We start from the raw sequence: 20,002 nt of genomic DNA, 5'->3' as shown, positions 1-20,002 counted from the left end.
GTATCAAATGGAAAAAATAGAAAATATTTTCACTTATTTAGATGAGCAATCTAAAAAAGTAAGCAAAGAATTTGATGTTACGTATTTAGACGGTCTTCTATCTACTCTAACGCAATTAGTGGAAGAACCTGAATCATCTATTCTAAAAGAAGTATCAAAAGAACAAGTGAGAAAGGCAATTCAACTCGCTTTATTAAAAGGCATGCGTAAAAATGTACAGCCAAATCATCAAATGACACCCGATTCTCTTGGTTTTTTAGTAGGTTATTTTGTCGAGCAGTTCTTTGAAAAGCAATTAAAAGAGCAAGAGAAGGTTACATTACTTGATCCAACCATTGGAACAGGGAACCTAATGATGACTGTGATGAATCATTTAGACGGTAAAATTGAAGGAATTGGTGTAGAGATTGATGAACTATTAATTCAACTCGCTGCAGTTTCAGCTGATTTACAAGAGCAACCGGTTGCTTTATATCGTCAAGATGCGTTACAACACCTTTTAATCGATCCTGTTGATGGAGTAATTTGCGATCTACCTGTTGGATATTATCCAGATACAGAATATGCAGAGAACTTTGAAATTCATAAGGAAGATGGTATGACGTATGCACACCATTTATTAATTGAGCAATCAATGAACCATACGAAAGATGGTGGCTACTTATTCTTCTTAGTACCGAATAACTTATTTGAATCAGAACAGGCACCTTTACTTTATAGTTATGTGCAAAAACATGCGTGGATTCAAGCGGTTGTCCAGTTACCTGAAAATCTTTTTAAACAAAAAGAGATGGGAAAAAGCCTATTCATTTTACAGAAGAAAAAAGAAGGCGAACAAGCAGTTAAAGATGTGCTACTCGCGAAAGTTCCAAGACTAGACAATATTCAAGCACTCGAAACTTTCTTCGCACGCGTACAAAATTGGAAGAAAGAAGAGAAGAAATAAATTGAATCCACAATATAAACAATATGAAAACACAGAATTATGGGCAACCATTTGGCAATCACTCGATGAATTAGTTGAGAATGGTGACTTAGAAGAAAAAACACCAAGAGGTCATATTGTTGGTTACCTGTGTGAAAAGCTCACTAAAGAGCAAGAACAAGAAAAGTAATTAAAAAAGAGAAATCGCATTGAATCGCGATTTCTCTTTTTTAATTGGTGATTATTCAGCTGCTGGTGTACGTACAACTAATACGTCACATTTTGCAGAGCGTACGATGCTTTCAGATACACTACCGATTAGGAAGCGCTCTACAGCATTTAGACCAGTCGCACCACATACGATTAAATCAGCTACTGTTTTTTCAGCAACGTCTTTTGTAATCATTGTTTTTGGTGAACCGTATTCGATTAATGTTTTCACTTCTTTTACGCCATGTTGTTCAGCAATTGTTTTATATTCTTTTAACTTTTCTTCAGCAAAGCTTTGAGCGCGTTCAGCGATTGAGCGATCATACGCTTCGATTGCTGCGAAAGAACGTGTATCGATGATGTTTACTAAGTGTAAAACCGCATCGTTACGTTGTGCTACCTCTACTGCTTTGTTGAATGCGTATTCTGCTTCTGCAGAACCATCTACTGCTACAATAATGTTGTTATAAGTTGCCATAATAAAATTCCTCCTCTTTGCTTTTATAAGCATATTATAACATTCTATATCAATTCACAAATCCCTCTTTTTTAAATGGAATTGGAACAAATTGTGAATTTTTCATCAAAAAATTAATTAGAAAAATCAAAAAAATTAATATAATTAAATAGCATATTTTGTTATTTTTACATAAAAAAAGAGTTTATAATCCTTTTGTAAACGCAATTATTTGGAAAAAAGAAAAAAACTTGAAAATTATTTTGCAAAAAGTCGTAAAAATCTGTTAAGATAGATTTGTTTGAAGAGATAAGTTTAACTTCATATATACTTTTATCTTTAGGAGGATGGGTCATGAAAATTGGTATTCCAAAGGAAATCAAAAACAATGAAAATCGTGTAGCAATTACACCAGCAGGCGTTGTGAACTTTAAGGTATCAGGTCACGATGTTGTCGTAGAAAAGGGCGCTGGTATTGGTTCAGGATTTACAGATGAAGAATATATTGAAGCAGGGGCAGTAATGGTAGACCAAGCAGGTGCTTGGAATGTTGATATGGTCATGAAAGTTAAAGAACCAATCGAATCAGAGTACAGCTTCTTTACAGAAGGCTTAATCTTATTCACTTATTTACACTTAGCACCAGAACCAGCTTTAACAAAAGCATTAATCGATAAAAAAGTGACAGCGATTGCTTATGAAACAGTACAATTACCAAACCGTTCACTACCATTATTAACACCAATGAGTGAAGTTGCAGGTCGTATGGCAACACAAATCGGTGCACAGTATTTAGAAAAACAAGAAGGCGGTAAAGGTATTTTACTAGGCGGCGTACCAGGGGTGTCACGCGGTAAAGTAACAGTAATCGGCGGTGGTATGGCTGGCGCAAATGCTGCGAAAATCGCTGTAGGTATGGGTGCTGATGTAACAATTATCGACTTAAGCCCAGAACGTTTACGTGAATTAGATGATCAATTCGGTACAGATGTTCATACACTTATTTCAAACCCATATAACATTGCAGAGTCTGTAAAACAATCTGATTTAGTAATCGGTGCTGTATTAATTCCAGGTGCTAAAGCGCCAAAATTAGTAACAGAAGAGATGATTAAATCGATGTCACCAGGTTCAGTTGTTGTTGATATCGCAATCGATCAAGGTGGTATTTTCGAAACTTCAGATCGCATTACAACACATGACGAGCCAACATATGTGAAGCATGGTGTGGTTCACTATGCAGTAGCAAATATGCCAGGTGCAGTACCACGTACAGCAACAATGGCTTTAACAAATAACACAGTACCTTACGCAGTACAAATTGCGAATAAAGGTTATGTAAAAGCATGCTTAGATAATGAAGCATTACGTAAAGGTTTAAACGTATTAGATGGTCATGTAACGTTCGATGCAGTTGCAGAAGCGCTTGGTTACGAATACGTTCCAGCTGACGCGTTATTACAAGCAAAAGCATAATCAAAAATGATTCATACAAAGGGAATCAGGGGTCAGTTTGTTTGTGAGTAGATAACGTATAAATAGAGATTGATATAAGTCAATCCATTGTATAAAAAAAGAGAAATTCCAAAGCCGATTGGCAGCGGAATTTCTCTTTTGTTTTTTAACACTTATTTTGGTTCAACAATGTGTAACTCTTTAGGGAATGACGTTAGAATTTCAACACCATCTTTTGTCACAATAACATCATCTTCGATACGTACGCCAGCTGTGTCACCTTTATAAACACCTGGTTCAATCGTGAAAACCATACCTTCCACCAAAGGCAATTCATTTGAACCGTGGATAGAAGGAATTTCGTGTAAACCAATTCCAAGACCATGTCCTAGACGGTGTGTGAAATATTCACCAAAACCAGCATCTTCAATTTTTTGACGCGCTGCACGGTCTAAGTCCATTGTACGAACACCTGGTTTAACTAAATCAATTGCGGCTTTATTCGCGCTTAGTACAGCATCATATACTGCTTTTTGCTCTGCATTTGGTTCACCAAATGCAACTGTACGTGTAATATCAGAACAGTAACCTTCATAAACAACACCTAAATCAAACAGTACTAGGTCACCTTTTTTAATTTTTGTGTTACCTGGCGTGCCATGTGGAGAAGCAGCATTTAATCCTGTTAATACCATTGTATCGAATGACATATAGTAACCTTTTTGAAGGATTGCAGCTTCGATTGCCGATAGTACTTCAAGTTCTGTTTTACCTTCAGCTAATTCATCGCAACCTACTTGAATCGCATAGTCAGCAAGTTTTGCTGCTTCACGAATTTTTTCCACTTCATCAGCCGATTTTACAATACGTAAATCTGTTAATACTTGATCAATTCCAACAACTGAGCTGTTTGGGTAGAAGCGTTGTAAAGTATCTAAACGTTCTACTGTTAAATGAGATTTTTCAATTGCTAATGTTTGAATGGCACTAACAGATTGAGTTGCTTTATTTGCAAGTACTTCAAAAGCATCTTCTTGGTCATCATGACCAACTACATCGTATGTCCAGCCAGCTGCTTTCGCATCAGTAACCTCCATTTTTGGACAAATCATAAATGGTGCAGCATCTTTAAAAATAAGAATACCTAGTAAGCGCTCATGTGGATCACTTAAAAATCCCGATAGATAAAAAATATTTTCAGGAGTTGTGATGAATGCAGCATCAATATTTGCTGCTTGTAAATGATGTTGAATTTTTTCGATTTTAGATGACATAATGTCGTCTCCTCTCAAATCTCTATAATTGAATTTCGTCTGACTTGGGTATAGAACAAACGTAAGAAAAAATGTATGTACTAGTTATCTTAGGTTTTCATTTTGTAACAGAATATGTTACAAATGAGATACGTACATTTCACATGAAGTCACGTTAATCTAAAACAAGTGTACCACTTTACAAGTGTATCAAAAAACAGCATTTGTGTGTAATGTAATCCATATTTTAAGGAGGATTTTTCAATGCAAATATCATTTCATGGACATTCAGTTGTAAAAATCAAAACGAATGACAAGGTCATTTTAATTGACCCATTCATTAATGGAAATAGTCAAACGGATTTAAAAGTGGAATCAGAATCACCAGATGTAATCTTACTAACACATGGTCACAATGATCATGTTGGTGATACAGTTGAATTGGCAAAAAAACACGATGCACTTGTAGTTGCTCCAAATGAATTAGCAGATTACCTATCTTGGCAAGGTGTACGCGTTCATAATATGCATATTGGTGGCGCTTATACATTTGATTTTGGAACAGTTAAATATACACAGGCATTCCATGGGTCTTCCTATGTAACAAAGGACAAACAAATTATTTATACAGGAATGCCAGGTGGTATCTTATTTATAGCAGAGGGCAAAACAATCTATCACGCAGGTGATACAGCGCTGTTTAGTGATATGAAATTAATTGGTGAACGACATCCGATTGACGTTGCGTTTGTACCAATTGGTGACAACTTTACAATGGGACCAAGAGATGCTGCAACGGCAGTAGCGTTTTTAAAACCAAAATTAGCTGTACCGATTCATTACAATACATTTCCTGTAATTGAGCAAGACCCAACCCATTTTGCAAAATTAGTTGAGGGAACAGAAGTATTAATTATGTCCGCAGGAGATGTAATCGAACGCTAGTTTTATGAGAAATCCACTGAAAACGCTAAATTTGTAGCAAATATACTGTACTTTTGTTTTAAAAAGCAGCACGACAAAACAGGAAATATGGTACACTAGGGGTAGAATGAAGTTGGAAAATAGGTGATTCTTTGGCTACTAAACATGAAAAGATAATTCAATACATCGAGACTTTACCTGTAGGTGATAAAATCTCTGTACGTCAAATTGCAAAAGATATGGCAGTAAGTGAAGGAACAGCTTATCGCGCGATTAAAGAAGCAGAGACACGTCGCTTAGTCAGTACGATTGAGCGTGTAGGGACGATTCGTATTGAGAAGAAGAAAAAAGAGAATATTGAACGTTTAACTTTTGCTGAAATTGTTAACATTGTGGATGGACAAGTACTAGGTGGTAAAAGTGGATTGCATAAAACATTGACAAAATTTGTTATTGGTGCAATGAAGTTAGATGACATGATGCGTTATACGGATGCAGGCAGTTTATTAATTGTTGGTAACCGTTCGAATACGCATTTGAATGCTTTAAAAGCAGGAGCTGCTGTATTAATTACAGGTGGTTTCGATGCGGATGAAGAAGCGCGTCGCTTAGCGGATGAACTTGATTTACCTATTATTTCTTCAAGTTACGATACCTTTACAGTTGCAACGATGATTAATCGCGCTATTTATGATCAGTTAATTAAAAAAGAGATTCTATTAATTGAAGATATTGTTATACCAATTGAAGACACTTCATATTTAAAATCAACTGACACAGTACGTGACTTTAATGAATTAAATTCTCGTACAACGCATGGTGGCTATCCAGTTGTTGATAAACAGAAGAAAACAGTTGGTATTGTGACATCAAAAGACGTAATTGGTAAGCAAGAATCAGACTCGATTGATCGTTTGATGACACGTAATCCAATTACAGTCACAATGAAGACGAGTGTAGCAACAGCTGGACACCGTATGATTTGGGAAGGAATCGATTTATTACCTGTTACAGATGAACACGGTGTGTTACAGGGCGTTGTAAGTCGTCAGGATGTATTAAAGGCGATGCAAATGGCTCAGCGTCAACCACAGCATGGCGAAACGATTGATGACCTTGTGAAAAATGAGATGAAGCTTGAAAAAGACGAAGACGATTCAACCGTTGAATTTACGGTAACACCGCAAATGACGAATCAGTTTGGTGCGATTTCATATGGAGCTTTCACAACATTATTAGTAGAAGCAGGAGCAGCCGCTTTGAAAAAAACAAAGCGAGGCGACAGTGTGGTTGAAAATATGACCATCTATTTCATGAAGCCTGTGCAAATGGAAAAAACCATTCAAGTGTTACCGAAAATTTTAGACATGAGTCGTAAATTTGCGAAAATTGATTTTGAAGTTTATAGTGATGAAATATTAGTATGTAAAGCACTTGTGACATTCCAAGTATTAGAACGATAAAGAAGTATTGGGTGATTTTATTGCCCAATACTTTTTTTATTCACGATTTCAGATAAAATAACTCAGAAATAAATACACGCTATACAAAAACTGTTAAAATAGAAAGCAGTATTTTCGTTAATTTAATTTAAGGGAGCGATTTAGATGAAACAACAAATTATTGAATGTATTGAAAAGTATCAAACGATTATCATTCATCGTCATGTACGTCCAGATGAAGATGCCTATGGTTCGCAAATGGGGCTAGCTACACTCATTCAATCAAATTATCCCGAAAAAACAGTATACACACCTGGTACACATGATCCGTCACTTACATATTTAGGTGAACCCGTACATGCGGAAGATGAAGCATATAATGGCGCTCTAGTGATTGTCACAGATACAGCGAACCAAGAACGTATTGATGATCAACGTTATACAAGGGGTGAGATATTAATTAAAATAGACCATCATCCAAATGATGATGCTTATGGTGACATTACATGGGTAGACACATCTGCGAGTTCTTGTTCAGAATTGATTTATGAGCTATATGAATATGGGGAAGAACATCGTGCTTGGGGGCTTCCTGCACAGGCAGCACGTTATTTATTTGCTGGAATTGTAGGCGATACAGGACGTTTTAAATTCCCAAGTGCAACAGAAAAAACATTTAAAACAGCAAGTAAATTAGTAAAGCATGACTTTGATCGCTCTACGCTATTTGATGGTATGTATGAATTGAGTAGAGAATTGCTACAATTACAAGGTTACATTTATCAAAATTTCCATATGAACGAAAATGGTGCAGCTTATATTAAGTTGCCAAAAGAATTACTAGAAGAATATGGAGTCACAGCGCTCGAAACAAGTGCGCTTGTCAGTTCTTTAGGAAATGTAAAAGGAATTCGTGCATGGGCTATTTTTGTTGAAGAGCCAGATCAAATTCGTGTTCGTTTACGTTCGAAAGGTTTAATTATTAATACGATTGCTAAACAATTTAGAGGCGGCGGTCACCCATTTGCTTCGGGGGCTACAATTTATGATTGGTCAGAGGCAGATGATTTAATCGCACAATTAGACGAGGTTTGTGCGCAATAGAAAGGAGAAGAAATGAATGGATGCTCATTTCCCGCAAATCATAACGTCTGCAAGTATGCTGGATAGTATTGTGAAAATCGAAGAATTATCAGCTGCTTTACAATCGTATGAGCATGCAACAGTTGCCATTACAGACCGTAAGTTATATGGCTTACTTCATTTCAATCAAGTTATGAAAAAAGCACATATACAACCAGTCTTAGGACTGACAGTAGATCTTGTGTGCCAAGAAAATCTCACGATACCACTTGTTTTATATGCAACGAATCAACAAGGTTACCAACATCTAATCAAAATTTCTTCTGCAATCTCGTTAAGAGAGCAAGAAGATTTACCGTTAAAATGGTTACTTGGTTATCAAAAGGGGCTAATTGTCATGTTACCTGTTGCAATGACACATCATTGTGATGAAGTCATACAAATGGTTCAACAGTTACATGAACAATTAGAATATTTCTATTTAGGGATTGAGCGAGCGAATGGAATCATCCACGAACAAGAATCGCTGTGGCGTGATGTTGCACAATCTGAAAAACTAAAAGTGATGGCAACCCAGCGCGTCCATTTTTTAAACGAAGAAGACGTGGAAGCCTATACAGTAGCGAAAGCGATTCAGCAAGGTGTGCGTGTAGAGGACAGAGAGCCGCTTAATTCAATCGAACGTGCACACTATTTACCAACAATGATGCAATTACAAGAGTGGTTTCAAGATGTGCCTGAATGGTTAACTACAACAGCAGAAGTATTAAATCAGTGTAAAGTTGAATTAACGTATGAACAGTATTATATGCCGAAATTTCAACCATTAGAAGCAGGAAAAACGGCAGAGAATTTACTTGCTGAACAGTGTCAAAAAGGTTTGCAAGAGCGTGGTTTTGCAGGGCAACAACTATACGAAGAACGTTTGCAATATGAACTGCGTGTCATCAATGATATGGGTTATGCAGATTACTTCTTAATCGTAGCAGACTATATCGCTTTTGCGCGTTCAAAACGTATTTTAACAGGGCCAGGTCGTGGTTCGTCTGCGAGTTCACTCGTTGCTTATTGTTTACGTATTACGAATGTCGACCCTATACAATATGATCTTCTCTTTGAGCGGTTTTTAAATCCGGCACGTATTACATTACCTGATATTGATGTCGATTTTGCAGATGCTAAAAGACAAGAAGTGATTGAGTATGTAGCAAAAAAGTACGGAGCCTCGCATACAGCACAAATCATTACATTTGGTACATTATCAGCAAAAGCAGTAGCACGTGATGTCGCACGTGTTCTAGGTTTTACAACAGAGGAAATGGCTCAAATTTCTGCGCTCATACCTTCAAAGTCAGGAACAATGTTACGAGATGCCGAGGCAGCGTTTGAACAATGGATTGGTACAGATGAGCATAAATCGAAGTGGCTACAAATTGCGAAGCGTTTAGAAGGCTTACCACGTAATGCCTCGACTCATGCAGCTGGTGTTATTTTATCACCAATCTCTTTACCAGAAGTTGTCCCGATTGAAAGAGGTAGCGACGACATCTATATGACGCAATGGCCGATGAAAGAAGTTGAAACAGTCGGCTTATTGAAAATGGACTTTTTAGGCTGTGCGATACGTTAGTTTGAAAGATTATCAGAAATGGTAATCGGGGATAACTTATTAGAAAACTGTAGTTCTGATGGTTGGAATGAGAGCAGTCATGTTTGCTCGAAACACCACGCTAATATCCCACATGCATTATGTTTCATATAAAACATAGTGTATGAAGCTGGGTGAAGTCGTCGAATACTAAGGGAAATGAACCGAAGTACAGAGTAGGCGGGCGGTGATAGGATATGGTTAGAATGTGGTTCAACACCACTGACGAATCTTCGAATGTAAGGCTCTTGAGGAAGTTATATAGCCTGAGATGGTTATGTAGTACCGATGCGGTATGCTTGATAGGGAAAAGTAGTCATGGCCAAAGCAAAATTCCTGATACTCAACAAGGAGAGTATAATGCAAGCAGGGTCAAAGAAGAAACCTAAGTCTTATCTATACTAGGAATTACGGAACGTAGAAAGCTAGTGATTGCTATTTAAACCTTATATGAGGGGCAAGTATAACGAAAAGATATTACATCTATAAGTTATTTAGTGCTAGTGAGAGTGGAGTCACAGTACCAATGAAACCATGATAATAAGTGGTGGAGGGATAGGCTCTAGTCGTTTCATGAGATATTAATTAATTGATAAACTATTTCGCTTTTCGAGTATGACAGGGAAACAACCACCTCTAGATTTATATAAGGAGGTTGCCCAGCGAAATGAATATTTACAGATACAATCAATACTACCAAATGCAAGAAATTTTTGATGGATTATATCATGATTCATCAAACCAAGTTGAATTTAAAAACCTAATGGACATTATTGCAAGTGAAAACAATATTAGATTAGCTTTTAGAATTATCAAATCTAATACAGGCAGTAAAACCGCTGGAACTGACGGTATAACCATTCAAGATTTTAAGAAAGAATCTTTAGATGAATATATTTCACTCGTTAAATCAAAACTAAAGAATTTCAAACCAGATACAATTAGACGAGTATTCATACCTAAAGAAAATGGTGATAACAGACCGTTAGGCATTCCATCTATGATTGATAGATTAGTGCAACAATGTATTAAACAGGTTCTTGAACCAATATGTGAAGCAAAGTTCCATCCACATAGTTATGGATTCAGACCAAATAGAAGTACAAAACATGCCATTGCAAGATTGAATAGTTTAGTCAACCAATCAGGTCTACATTATGTTGTAGACATAGACATTAAAGGATTTTTCGATAATGTCAGCCATAACAAACTTATTAAACAGATGATAGCGTTGGGCATTAAAGATTTTAAATTACTTAAAATCATTAAATTAATGCTTAAAGCACCCATACAAGGCGAAGGTATTCCGAATAAAGGTACACCACAAGGAGGAATATTATCACCATTACTTTCTAATATTGTTTTAAACGAATTAGATTGGTGGATTAGCTCACAATGGGAAACGCATCCGACACATCACGAATATACTCAACTAAATAAATACAATGCAATGAAAAAATCAAAACTAAAAGAATTTTTCTTAGTTAGATATGCAGATGATTTTAAAATTGTTTGCAGAAGTTATACTGTTGCAAAGAAAATATTTATAGCAGTTGAAGAATGGCTCGGTAAAAGACTTAAACTTAAAATCAGTAAAGAAAAATCTAAAATAGTGAATCTTAGAAAAAGCTATTCAGATTTTCTAGGTATCAAGGTCAAAGTTATACCAAGACCAAAAAGTAAACATGGTTATGTTGCACAATCTAGAATAGCGGATAAAAGATTTAACAAAATCTTGCAAGTCTATAGGGATAAAATTAAAAAGATAAAGAAAACACAAGATATAAAATATGTTGCAGAATTAAACAGCATGACATTAGGTATTCACGAATACTATAACATTGCAACATATGTTAGCCTTGATTTTAAGAAAATAGGTTGGAAGCTACTAAGATATATGTACAACTCTTTTCATAAATATGGTAAGCAAGAAGTTCCAAACATTAATATGACTGACTCAATATACAAAAAGTTTTACGGTAATTCAAAAAATAAAACTTGGCTGATGTTTGGTAAATATATTTATCCGATTCATTATGTGAAGCACAAATCAACAATGAATTTCAAACAAACCATTTGTGATTACACAGTGCAGGGGCGAGAATACTCAAACAAAGCACTAAAATCGAAAACACATGTATTAGCAATTGAAATGGCTAAAAGATTTAATATCAATGAAACCTTTGAATATAATGACAACCGAATTTCACGTGCGTCTATGACAAATATGAAATGCGAAGTTACAAAAATTGAACTTGAATTAGAAAATTTACATTGTCATCATGTTATTCCACGAGAAAGTGGTGGAGATGATAAATACGATAATCTAAGAATTGTTCATAAAGATATTCACAAACTAATACATGCAACAAATGAAGAAACCATCAAGAAATACATTCACATGATAAAGGAATCAAAAAATACCATTAAAAGAGTATTAACCAACTTAAACAACCTAAGAATCAAGGCGAACAATTATAAACTTGAAGAAGCTACTGTCAGAGAGTGGTTAGAGGTTAAAACTTGGAAAAACAAATAGGTAGTAATATCAACTAATTAGTATTCAAAAAGGAAACGATGGAACGCCGTATGATGGGAAACTATCACGTACGGTGTGAAGCGGGGGAAAGGGAGTAATCATAACAGGTAATGCTGATGAAGAAACCTACCTATCGCTATTGCGTAATCTATCCATACTCGACCATATTCGATATCTTATTTATGCAGATGAACGACGTGTGCTAGATTTTGAAAAAATTCCTTTAGATGATGTGAGAACATATCAATTACTACAACAAGGTGATACAACAGGGGTATTCCAATTGGAGTCGGCGGGTATGCGACAAGCTTTAAAAGAAGTATATCCAACTCGCTTTTTAGATTTAGTAGCAGTAAATGCGTTGTATCGTCCAGGTCCAATGGATTTTATTCCTGTTTACAGTAGAAGGAAGCATGGGCAAGAACAGGTCGTTTTACCACATCCGATACTTGCGCCGATTCTCAATGAAACGTACGGTGTTATTGTCTATCAAGAGCAGATTATGCGAATCGCTTCTGTTTTTGCAGGTTTTACATTAGGTGAGGCAGATGTATTAAGACGAGCAGTTAGTAAAAAAGAAAAAAGTATATTAGATCAAGAACGTCAACATTTTGTAAGGGGTGCTCTACAGAATGGGTACGCTGAAAATGTAGCAAATGATGTATATGATTTAATTGTTCGTTTTGCGAATTATGGTTTTCCGAAAAGTCATGCTGTTGCCTATAGTTTAATTACGTATCAAATGGCTTATTTAAAGGCCAATTTTGCACCGTATTTCTATGCGGCTCTCTTAACAAGTGTTATGGGGGATCGAGAAAGGCAGTTGAAAATTTTGCAAGAAGTACGTGCAAAAGAAATTCCATTACTACGCCCCTCGATTCAAAAGAGCGGAAAGAGTTACCGTGTTGAAAGCGGCAGTATCCGATTAGCATTAGGAGCAATTCGTGGCGTGCCTCAAACTTTTTTGAAAAAGTTACAGCAAATGCAACAAGTGAAAAAAGATTGGAAAAGCATTTTTGATATGGCATTAAGTATATCAGCACAACATTTTAAAGAAAAAACAATTGAAGCTTTAATCAAAGCAGGTGCTTTAGACGATTTTGAACAAGATCGTCAAACACTTCTAGCTACTGTTAGTCGTGCTGAAAATCTCGCTAAATTGTATGCACCTGATGAAGAAACGACTGTGTTGTATGACACACGAATTTACGGTGTACCGAAGCATGCTGAAGCAGAACCTATGATTGAAAAAGAAAAATTACAAGGTGAAAAAGAAGTTCTTGGCTTCTATATTTCGAAGCATCCAGTTGAGCAGTTGAAAGCGAAAATGGGGCAACCAGTAGTTCCAATACATCGAGTTTCTTCTATTAAAATAGGTGCAGCGATTCAAGTCATAGCAGCGATTCAAAACATAAAAGTAATTCGTACGAAAAACGGTGAGCAAATGGCTTTCTTAACAGTAGAGGATGAAACAGCAACACTATCCGTTACAGTTTTTCCAAAGGTATTTGAACAAATCAAGTCCTTATTAGAGGAAGATTCTATTTTATATATTGAGGGAAAAGTAGAGTCGCGGCAGCAACAAGTACAGTTAATTGCCCAAAAAATACAAGATGTGAAGTCATTATAAGAAGTAAGTGGCTGTGTTTTATAACAAAGCATAGCCATTTGCTTTTTCTTTTTAACTAAAAGAAGTAATCAAATTTAATGGAAAATGATTCAAAAAATGAATGAGTAAAAAGTCTAGAATTACATGATTTTACTTTACTAACTAAAAAAACTTTTGTATGCTATAAAAAGTGGTCAGACCACTTTTGTGAAGATGGGGAGTTGAAGCGATGAATGTAGAGAAGTCTGCGCCAAAAAGATTTATTCAAATAGTGAAAGAACTTCGAGAAATTATTCGAATTGAAGAAATTGGACCAGGTGATAAACTGCCTTCAGAACGTGTATTGGCAGAAAGACTAGGTGTTGGGCGATCTTCTGTACGTGAGGCTTTACGAAGTATGGAGCTGCTAGGCTTAATTGAAACCAAACATGGTGGTGGCACGTTCCTATCCGATTTTAGAAATCATAAATTAGTAGAAGTATTATCTACATTTGTTTTACAAGAAGAAAAAGATTTAGTAAATGTTCATCACACACAACAAATTTTAGAGCGCGATGCGATTGTTGAAGTTGCAACAGACGAAAAGCTTTGTAAATTACCTGTGTGGGAAAGTTTACTACATATGTTAATTATTGAAGGTCAAATTGAACGAGAAATTTTAGTTCGAGAATTGATGGTATCATCACATAATCGATTAGTATTTAAAATTTGGATGATTTTAAATCAATTCGGTAAATCACCGTATCGAGGACAATCGACTCCAGCGGAACGAGAAATATTAGTGACGTTTATAAGTGAATTAATTGCAGGGAATCCTGCTCAGGCGGTTCAGGCCTATGAGGTATGGATTGATTTGTTAACTGAAGGGGAGAATATGGAATGAGTATAAAAAATATATTTTCAAAAACAAAACCGAATAAAGTAAAAAAAGCACAGGTTCAACATGATATTAAAGCAGGTGTTATGCATCAATGTTCAGAATGTAAGCATGTAATGGTTACAAAAGAATTACAGAAGAACTTATATGTTTGTCCAAAATGTAATTATCATAACAAAATCAATTCACAACAACGAATGAATCTAGTGATTGACGAAGGTACATTCCAATCAATTGATGATAATTTAAAAACAACGAATCCACTTGGCTTCCCAGGATACGTTGAAAAAGTACAAGTAGACCAAGCGAAGACTGGTTTGAATGAAGCAGTGTTAACAGGTATCGGCCAAATTGATGGTCAAACGATTGTGTTAGCAGTTATGGATTCGTTCTTCCGTATGGGATCAATGGGGTCAGTAGTCGGTGAAAAAATTACACGTGCGATTGAAAAAGCAACGGAATTAAAAGTACCATTTATTATCTTTACTGCAAGTGGTGGCGCACGCATGCAAGAAGGTGCATTATCGCTAATGCAAATGGCGAAAACATCTGTAGCACTTGAAAAACATAGTCGTGAAGGTCAGTTATATGTATCGGTTATGACACACCCAACGACAGGTGGCGTATCAGCGAGTTTTGCATCTGTTGGTGATATCAATTTAGCTGAACCACAAGCGTTAATCGGCTTTGCAGGTCGTCGTGTTATTGAACAGACTGTACGTGAAAAATTGCCGGATGATTTCCAAACAGCAGAGTTTTTATTAAAGCATGGTCAATTAGATAAAATTGTCCCTCGACATGAGATGAAAGATACATTAAGTACGATTGTTCGTTTACACACGAAGGGAGACAACTAATCATGGAACAAACATTACCATTTGAAAAACCATTAATTGAACTACAAGCTAAAATTGCTGAGTTAAAATCAGTAACGGAGAGCGCTGACATTGATTTTACAGAAGAAATTAAGCATCTTGAAACGAAGTTTGAAACACTTCAAAAAGAGATTTATTCAAACTTAGAACCTTGGGATCGTGTTCAAATTGCACGTCACACTATGCGTCCAACAAGCTTAGATTACATTCACGCCATCTTTGATGATTTTATCGAACTTCATGGTGATCGAAACTACGGAGATGATGAAGCTTTAATCGGTGGAATTGCAAGTATTGATGGACAAGCTGTAACTGTCATAGGACACCAAAGAGGTAAGGCAACAAAAGAAAACATTCGTCGTAATTTTGGTATGCCGCATCCAGAAGGTTACCGTAAAGCGCTTCGCTTAATGAAACAGGCAGAAAAATTCAACCGACCAATTATTTGTTTTGTTGATACGAAGGGAGCTTACCCTGGCAAAGCAGCTGAAGAACGTGGACAAAGTGAAGCAATTGCACGTAACTTGGTTGAGATGGCTGGTTTAACCGTTCCTGTTTTATCTGTTGTAATTGGAGAAGGCGGTAGTGGTGGTGCGCTTGGTATTAGTGTAGCTAATCGCATTTACATGCTTGAAAACTCAACATTCTCAGTTATTTCACCAGAAGGTGCGGCATCGATTTTATGGAAGGATGCTTCACTTGCAAAAGATGCGGCAGAAGCAATGCGAATTACAGCTCCTAACTTAAAAGAAATGGCTGTAATCGATGAAATTATTCCTGAAGTTTTAGGTGGGGCACATAAAAACCCAGAGGAGCAGGCAGAATTTGTCGCAGCATCAATTCGTCAAGGGCTACAAGACTTTAAGGACTTCTCGAAAGAACAATTAGTGAACCAACGCTATGATAAATTCCGTGTGATTGGCTCGTTCGAACAATAAAAATTTGTAAAATATATTTCCAAAGTAAGATTTAGCAGTTATGATAGGGTATAAATAAAGAGGAGGGCTGTTTCGAAGAATAGAGTATATTCATCGTAACAGCCTCATTCTTTCAACACATAGCTGCTTAATCTGTATTCATTATGCTATTGTGTAAAGTGTAAAAACTTGCAGGAGGGGAAGACATGAAAAAAATCGGAGTCTTAACGAGTGGTGGCGATTCACCTGGTATGAATGCCGCAATTCGAGCAGTCGTACGTAAAGCGATTTATCATGGTTTAGAAGTTGCTGGTATTTTTCATGGATATCAAGGCTTAATTGATGGAAATATAAAGCCGTTAGAACGTGGTGATGTTGGTGATATTATCCAACGTGGCGGAACAATGCTTTATTCAGCACGTTGTCTTGAATTCAAAGAAGAAGCGGGACAATTAAAAGCCATTGAACAATTACGTGCACATGAAATTGATGGCTTAGTTGTCATTGGCGGTGATGGTTCTTATCGTGGTGCGAAGGCATTAACAAAGCGAGGGATTCCATGTGTCGGTGTTCCAGGAACAATTGATAATGATATTGCAGGAACAGACTATACGATTGGTTTTGATACAGCGCTTAACACGGTCATTGAAGCCATTGATAAAATTCGTGATACTGCCACATCCCATGATCGTTCTTTTATTATTGAAGTGATGGGACGAGATGCAGGTGATTTAGCGCTTTGGGCAGGATTAGCGGGTGGAGCAGAAACAATCTTAATACCAGAAGAGCCGCATGATTTAAAAGATATGGCGGAACGTCTGAAACGTGGTCGAGATCGCGGTAAAAAACATAGTATTATTATTGTGGCAGAAGGTGTGATGTCAGGACAAGATTTACAGGTGAAATTGCTTGAAATGGGAATTGAAACACGTGTATCTGTACTTGGACATATCCAACGAGGCGGTTCCCCAACAGCTAGAGATCGTGTATTAGCTTCTCAGATGGGTGCAAAAGCAGTGGAGTTACTATTACAAAATAACGGCGGAAAAGCTGTTGGTATGCGTAATCACGAAATTATCGCACATGATTTTGATGAAGTGTTTGAAGAAAGTCCTGAATTTGATAACGAGATGTACAAGTTATCGAAAGAACTATCGATTTAATAAAATTGGAGTGGTCGTGTAATGAGAAAAACTAAAATTGTTTGTACAATTGGTCCAGCAAGTGAATCAAAAGAAACATTAAAAAAATTAATTGCATCAGGTATGAATGTTGCGCGTTTAAACTTTTCACATGGTAGTCATGAAGAACATGCGGAACGAATCAAAACAATTCGCGAAGCAGCAGAAGAAATGAATAAGATCGTCGCGATTTTACTGGATACAAAAGGTCCTGAAATTCGTACACACCAAATGGAAAATGATGCAATTGATTTAGTTACAGGTCAAAAAATTGCGATTTCAATGACAGAAGTACTTGGTAACCAAGAAGTCTTTTCAATCACATATGACAAATTAATTGAGGATGTATCAGAAGGCTCGATTATTTTATTAGACGATGGATTAATCGAATTACGTGTAACATCGATTGATTCAGAAAAAGGGTTAATTCATACAATCGTTGAAAATGCAGGAACACTTAAAAATAAAAAAGGCGTAAACGTACCAGGCGTATCTGTACAGTTACCAGGTATTACGGAGAAAGATGCAAGCGATATTTTATTCGGAATTGAACAAAAAGTTGATTTTATTGCAGCTTCATTCGTTCGTCGTCCAAAAGATGTTTTAGAAATTCGTACGTTACTTGAGTCGAATGATGCTGGCCATATTCAAATCATTCCAAAGATTGAAAATCAAGAAGGCGTAGATAACATCGACGAGATTTTAAAAGTTTCAGATGGTTTAATGGTTGCGCGTGGAGACTTAGGTGTAGAAATCCCAGCTGAAGAAGTACCAGTAGTTCAAAAAAGTTTAATTAAAAAATGTAATAAACTAGGTAAACCTGTTATTACAGCAACACAAATGCTAGACTCGATGCAACGTAACCCACGTCCAACACGTGCTGAAGCATCTGATGTAGCAAACGCGATCTTAGATGGTACAGATGCAATTATGCTTTCAGGTGAAACAGCAGCAGGTCTATACCCTGTAGAATCTGTTACAACAATGGCGAAAATTGCAGAGCGTATCGAAAATACGTTGGATCATAAAGCAATTGTACGCGCGCAAAGTAAAGAACAAGGTATTAGTATGACCGATTCAATCGCACAATCTGTAGCATATACGTCAATTAATTTGCAGGTATCTGCGATTTTAGCACCAACAGAGAGTGGTTATACAGCGAAAACAATTGCGAAATATCGTCCAGGTGTAGCAGTTGTAGCAGTAACTTCTTCTGAGATTACAGCGCGTAAATTGGCTCTTGTTTGGGGTGTTATGCCAATCGTTGCACAAAAAGTACGTAATACAGATGGTATTTTAGAATTAGCAGTTCAAGAAAGTTTAAAACATCATTTTGTCTCGTATGGCGATGTAGTTGTCATTACAGCAGGTGTACCAGTTGGTCAAGCAGGTACAACAAACTTAATGAAAGTACATGTAATTGGCGATATTTTAACAAAAGGTCAAGGAATCGGTAAATCAGTTGCGAATGGCCAAGCAATTGTTGTAAAAGATGCAGAAGAAGCAAATGCAGTCGATACGACGGGACGTATTATTGTCACAATTGGTTCAGATCGTGACATGATGCCAGCAGTGGAAAATTGTGCAGGACTGATTACCGAAGAAGGTGGATTAACTTCTCATGCGGCTGTTGTTGGACTATCACTTGGTATTCCTGTTATTGTAGGAGTGAAGGACGCAACAAAGTTAATTAAATCAGATCAAGAAATTTCAATGGATGCCACTTCAGGTGTGATTTATCACGGCTATTCAAGCATTCTTTAAAATAGCGTCGCCCTTCAATTGAAGGAGGAAAAATAATGCGTAAATTTTTATTTATACTATTACTTGTACCGATTGTCGAGATTGCATTCGTTTTACTATCAGGTAAGTTAATTGGTGCATGGTGGACAATTGCTTGTATCTTGTTAACGGGTGCTTTGGGTATTTATTTACTCAAAAAAGAAGGTCTAAAAGCAAAACAATCTTTTCAACAAAGTATGCGACAAGGGCAACCACCCGGTTTTGCGCTTATTGATGGAATTTTCGTTTTAGTTGCAGGTGTTTTATTAATCTTGCCAGGGTTCTTATCAGATTTACTGGGCATCTTATTGATTTTAAAACCAGTTCGTCATGCATTAAGACCTCTGATGATTCGCTGGCTAAAGAAAAAATATCAAACAAGTAACGTAGTAGTATACACGCATGATGCATAAAGAGTAAAAAAGCGGAAATTAGTAGGGTAATATGACCTCTAATTTCCGTTTTTAATTGAAAAAGACGATATTTATGCGGCAGTTTTTTTGATGTAAAGTAGCAACTTGATTTTAGCTATAAGTTTTAAATTCCCTTTTATTTACATAAAAACGCGATTTTTGCCGAGTATTTAGAATAAAATAGTAAAAAATAGTAAAATTTAGAATAAAATAAACCTTTTTAGCTGCTTTGAAATTCATCATTTTTCTGTTTAATGTATGTAAAATACTATAAAAAGTGGTGTTTGCATAAAATGATGTCTTTTCATTCACAAAGCCGTCAAAATTGATTATAATGTTTTATGTAAGCGATTTACTTATAGGTTCATATGATATTTTTGGGGTAGCCTTTCCTGTTTTAGGGAATGGTTAC

General features: G+C 36.4%; 17 protein-coding genes. 15 read left to right on the top strand and 2 right to left on the bottom strand.

All coding sequences use genetic code 11. The features are described 5' to 3' along the window. Nucleotides 1–7: 7 nt before the first annotated feature. Both MHB75_RS07915 and MHB75_RS07910 read left to right on the top strand, forming a co-directional pair. Nucleotides 8–946: a class I SAM-dependent methyltransferase gene (locus MHB75_RS07915; protein ID WP_068451902.1), complete on the top strand. Its 939-nt coding sequence runs from the start codon at nt 8–10 to the stop codon at nt 944–946. 1 nt (nt 947) lies between these two features. After that, nucleotides 948–1,115 carry a hypothetical protein gene (locus MHB75_RS07910; protein WP_165442694.1) on the top strand — a complete coding sequence of 56 codons (168 nt, stop codon included), beginning with the start codon at nt 948–950 and terminating at the stop codon, nt 1,113–1,115. Nucleotides 1,116–1,166: 51 nt separating this feature from the next. Here MHB75_RS07910 and MHB75_RS07905 read toward each other — a convergent pair whose 3' ends face one another. Continuing rightward, nucleotides 1,167–1,613 (bottom strand): universal stress protein, encoded by a 447-nt coding sequence (locus MHB75_RS07905; RefSeq protein WP_325922285.1) that lies wholly within the window; start codon nt 1,611–1,613, stop codon nt 1,167–1,169. A gap of 333 nt (nt 1,614–1,946) precedes the next feature. On the opposite strand from MHB75_RS07905, the gene ald reads away from it, so the two are divergent. After that, nucleotides 1,947–3,068 carry an alanine dehydrogenase gene (gene ald / locus MHB75_RS07900; protein WP_068451906.1) on the top strand — a complete coding sequence of 374 codons (1,122 nt, stop codon included), beginning with the start codon at nt 1,947–1,949 and terminating at the stop codon, nt 3,066–3,068. A gap of 152 nt (nt 3,069–3,220) precedes the next feature. On the opposite strand, the gene MHB75_RS07895 is transcribed toward ald, so the two are convergent. After that, nucleotides 3,221–4,321: a M24 family metallopeptidase gene (locus tag MHB75_RS07895; protein ID WP_340996951.1), complete on the bottom strand. Its 1,101-nt coding sequence runs from the start codon at nt 4,319–4,321 to the stop codon at nt 3,221–3,223. 243 nt (nt 4,322–4,564) lie between these two features. On the opposite strand from MHB75_RS07895, the gene MHB75_RS07890 reads away from it, so the two are divergent. The 12 genes from MHB75_RS07890 (at nt 4,565) to MHB75_RS07835 (ending at nt 19,590) form a co-directional block, all read left to right on the top strand. Continuing rightward, entirely contained in the window at nt 4,565–5,245 is a 681-nt protein-coding gene (locus MHB75_RS07890; RefSeq protein WP_141273746.1) for a metal-dependent hydrolase, read from the top strand. Between the two features lie 131 nt (nt 5,246–5,376). Beyond that, nucleotides 5,377–6,687 (top strand): DRTGG domain-containing protein, encoded by a 1,311-nt coding sequence (locus MHB75_RS07885; protein ID WP_141273745.1) that lies wholly within the window; start codon nt 5,377–5,379, stop codon nt 6,685–6,687. A 144-nt stretch (nt 6,688–6,831) separates the two neighbouring features. Further along, nucleotides 6,832–7,770, top strand: a complete 939-nt coding sequence (locus MHB75_RS07880; RefSeq protein ID WP_340996947.1) for a DHH family phosphoesterase — start codon at nt 6,832–6,834, stop codon at nt 7,768–7,770. Nucleotides 7,771–7,786: 16 nt separating this feature from the next. Further along, nucleotides 7,787–9,379, top strand: a complete 1,593-nt coding sequence (dnaE, locus tag MHB75_RS07875) for a DNA polymerase III subunit alpha (RefSeq protein WP_340996944.1) — start codon at nt 7,787–7,789, stop codon at nt 9,377–9,379. 685 nt (nt 9,380–10,064) lie between these two features. Further along, a complete protein-coding gene (gene ltrA, locus MHB75_RS07870; RefSeq protein ID WP_340996941.1) occupies nt 10,065–11,936 on the top strand; it encodes a group II intron reverse transcriptase/maturase in 1,872 nt (623 codons plus the stop codon). Between the two features lie 139 nt (nt 11,937–12,075). Then, a complete protein-coding gene (gene dnaE, locus MHB75_RS07865) occupies nt 12,076–13,566 on the top strand; it encodes a DNA polymerase III subunit alpha (protein ID WP_340996939.1) in 1,491 nt (496 codons plus the stop codon). 208 nt (nt 13,567–13,774) lie between these two features. Continuing rightward, the gene (locus MHB75_RS07860) at nt 13,775–14,428 is read left to right on the top strand and encodes a FadR/GntR family transcriptional regulator (RefSeq protein WP_340996937.1); all 654 of its coding nucleotides are present in this window, start codon (nt 13,775–13,777) and stop codon (nt 14,426–14,428) included. Then, complete coding sequence (gene accD / locus MHB75_RS07855) at nt 14,425–15,279, top strand: acetyl-CoA carboxylase, carboxyltransferase subunit beta (protein WP_141273741.1); 855 nt, start codon at nt 14,425–14,427, stop codon at nt 15,277–15,279. Before MHB75_RS07860 ends, accD begins: the two co-directional genes overlap by 4 nt. A 2-nt stretch (nt 15,280–15,281) precedes the next feature. Next, nucleotides 15,282–16,235 carry an acetyl-CoA carboxylase carboxyl transferase subunit alpha gene (gene accA, locus MHB75_RS07850; protein ID WP_340996933.1) on the top strand — a complete coding sequence of 318 codons (954 nt, stop codon included), beginning with the start codon at nt 15,282–15,284 and terminating at the stop codon, nt 16,233–16,235. A 185-nt stretch (nt 16,236–16,420) separates the two neighbouring features. Beyond that, nucleotides 16,421–17,377, top strand: a complete 957-nt coding sequence (gene pfkA, locus MHB75_RS07845; protein ID WP_141273739.1) for a 6-phosphofructokinase — start codon at nt 16,421–16,423, stop codon at nt 17,375–17,377. A gap of 21 nt (nt 17,378–17,398) precedes the next feature. Beyond that, nucleotides 17,399–19,159 carry a pyruvate kinase gene (pyk, locus tag MHB75_RS07840; RefSeq protein ID WP_340996928.1) on the top strand — a complete coding sequence of 587 codons (1,761 nt, stop codon included), beginning with the start codon at nt 17,399–17,401 and terminating at the stop codon, nt 19,157–19,159. 35 nt (nt 19,160–19,194) lie between these two features. Next, nucleotides 19,195–19,590 (top strand): FxsA family protein, encoded by a 396-nt coding sequence (locus tag MHB75_RS07835; RefSeq protein ID WP_141273737.1) that lies wholly within the window; start codon nt 19,195–19,197, stop codon nt 19,588–19,590. The last annotated feature ends 412 nt before the right edge of the window (nt 19,591–20,002 follow it).

Origin of the sequence: Kurthia sp. FSL E2-0154 (assembly GCF_038003625.1) — a bacterium.
In the GTDB taxonomy this organism is placed as follows: Bacteria; Bacillota; Bacilli; order Bacillales_A; family Planococcaceae; genus Kurthia; species Kurthia gibsonii.
Note: the sequence above shows the minus strand (reverse complement) of the source record. Positions and strands in the feature narration are given on the sequence as shown.

Excerpts from the sequence above, each read along its gene's own strand:
- MHB75_RS07835 (WP_141273737.1), top strand. The coding sequence starts at position 19,195 with ATGCGTAAATTTTTATTTATACTATTACTTGTACCGATTGTCGAGATT.
- MHB75_RS07880 (WP_340996947.1), top strand. The coding sequence starts at position 6,832 with ATGAAACAACAAATTATTGAATGTATTGAAAAGTATCAAACGATTATC.
- ald (WP_068451906.1), top strand. The coding sequence starts at position 1,947 with ATGAAAATTGGTATTCCAAAGGAAATCAAAAACAATGAAAATCGTGTA.
- pfkA (WP_141273739.1), top strand. The coding sequence starts at position 16,421 with ATGAAAAAAATCGGAGTCTTAACGAGTGGTGGCGATTCACCTGGTATG.
- dnaE (WP_340996944.1), top strand. The coding sequence starts at position 7,787 with ATGGATGCTCATTTCCCGCAAATCATAACGTCTGCAAGTATGCTGGAT.
- accA (WP_340996933.1), top strand. The coding sequence starts at position 15,282 with ATGGAACAAACATTACCATTTGAAAAACCATTAATTGAACTACAAGCT.
- MHB75_RS07905 (WP_325922285.1), bottom strand. The coding sequence starts at position 1,613 with ATGGCAACTTATAACAACATTATTGTAGCAGTAGATGGTTCTGCAGAA.
- accD (WP_141273741.1), top strand. The coding sequence starts at position 14,425 with ATGAGTATAAAAAATATATTTTCAAAAACAAAACCGAATAAAGTAAAA.
- MHB75_RS07860 (WP_340996937.1), top strand. The coding sequence starts at position 13,775 with ATGAATGTAGAGAAGTCTGCGCCAAAAAGATTTATTCAAATAGTGAAA.
- MHB75_RS07890 (WP_141273746.1), top strand. The coding sequence starts at position 4,565 with ATGCAAATATCATTTCATGGACATTCAGTTGTAAAAATCAAAACGAAT.
- MHB75_RS07895 (WP_340996951.1), bottom strand. The coding sequence starts at position 4,321 with ATGTCATCTAAAATCGAAAAAATTCAACATCATTTACAAGCAGCAAAT.
- MHB75_RS07915 (WP_068451902.1), top strand. The coding sequence starts at position 8 with ATGGAAAAAATAGAAAATATTTTCACTTATTTAGATGAGCAATCTAAA.
- ltrA (WP_340996941.1), top strand. The coding sequence starts at position 10,065 with ATGAATATTTACAGATACAATCAATACTACCAAATGCAAGAAATTTTT.
- pyk (WP_340996928.1), top strand. The coding sequence starts at position 17,399 with ATGAGAAAAACTAAAATTGTTTGTACAATTGGTCCAGCAAGTGAATCA.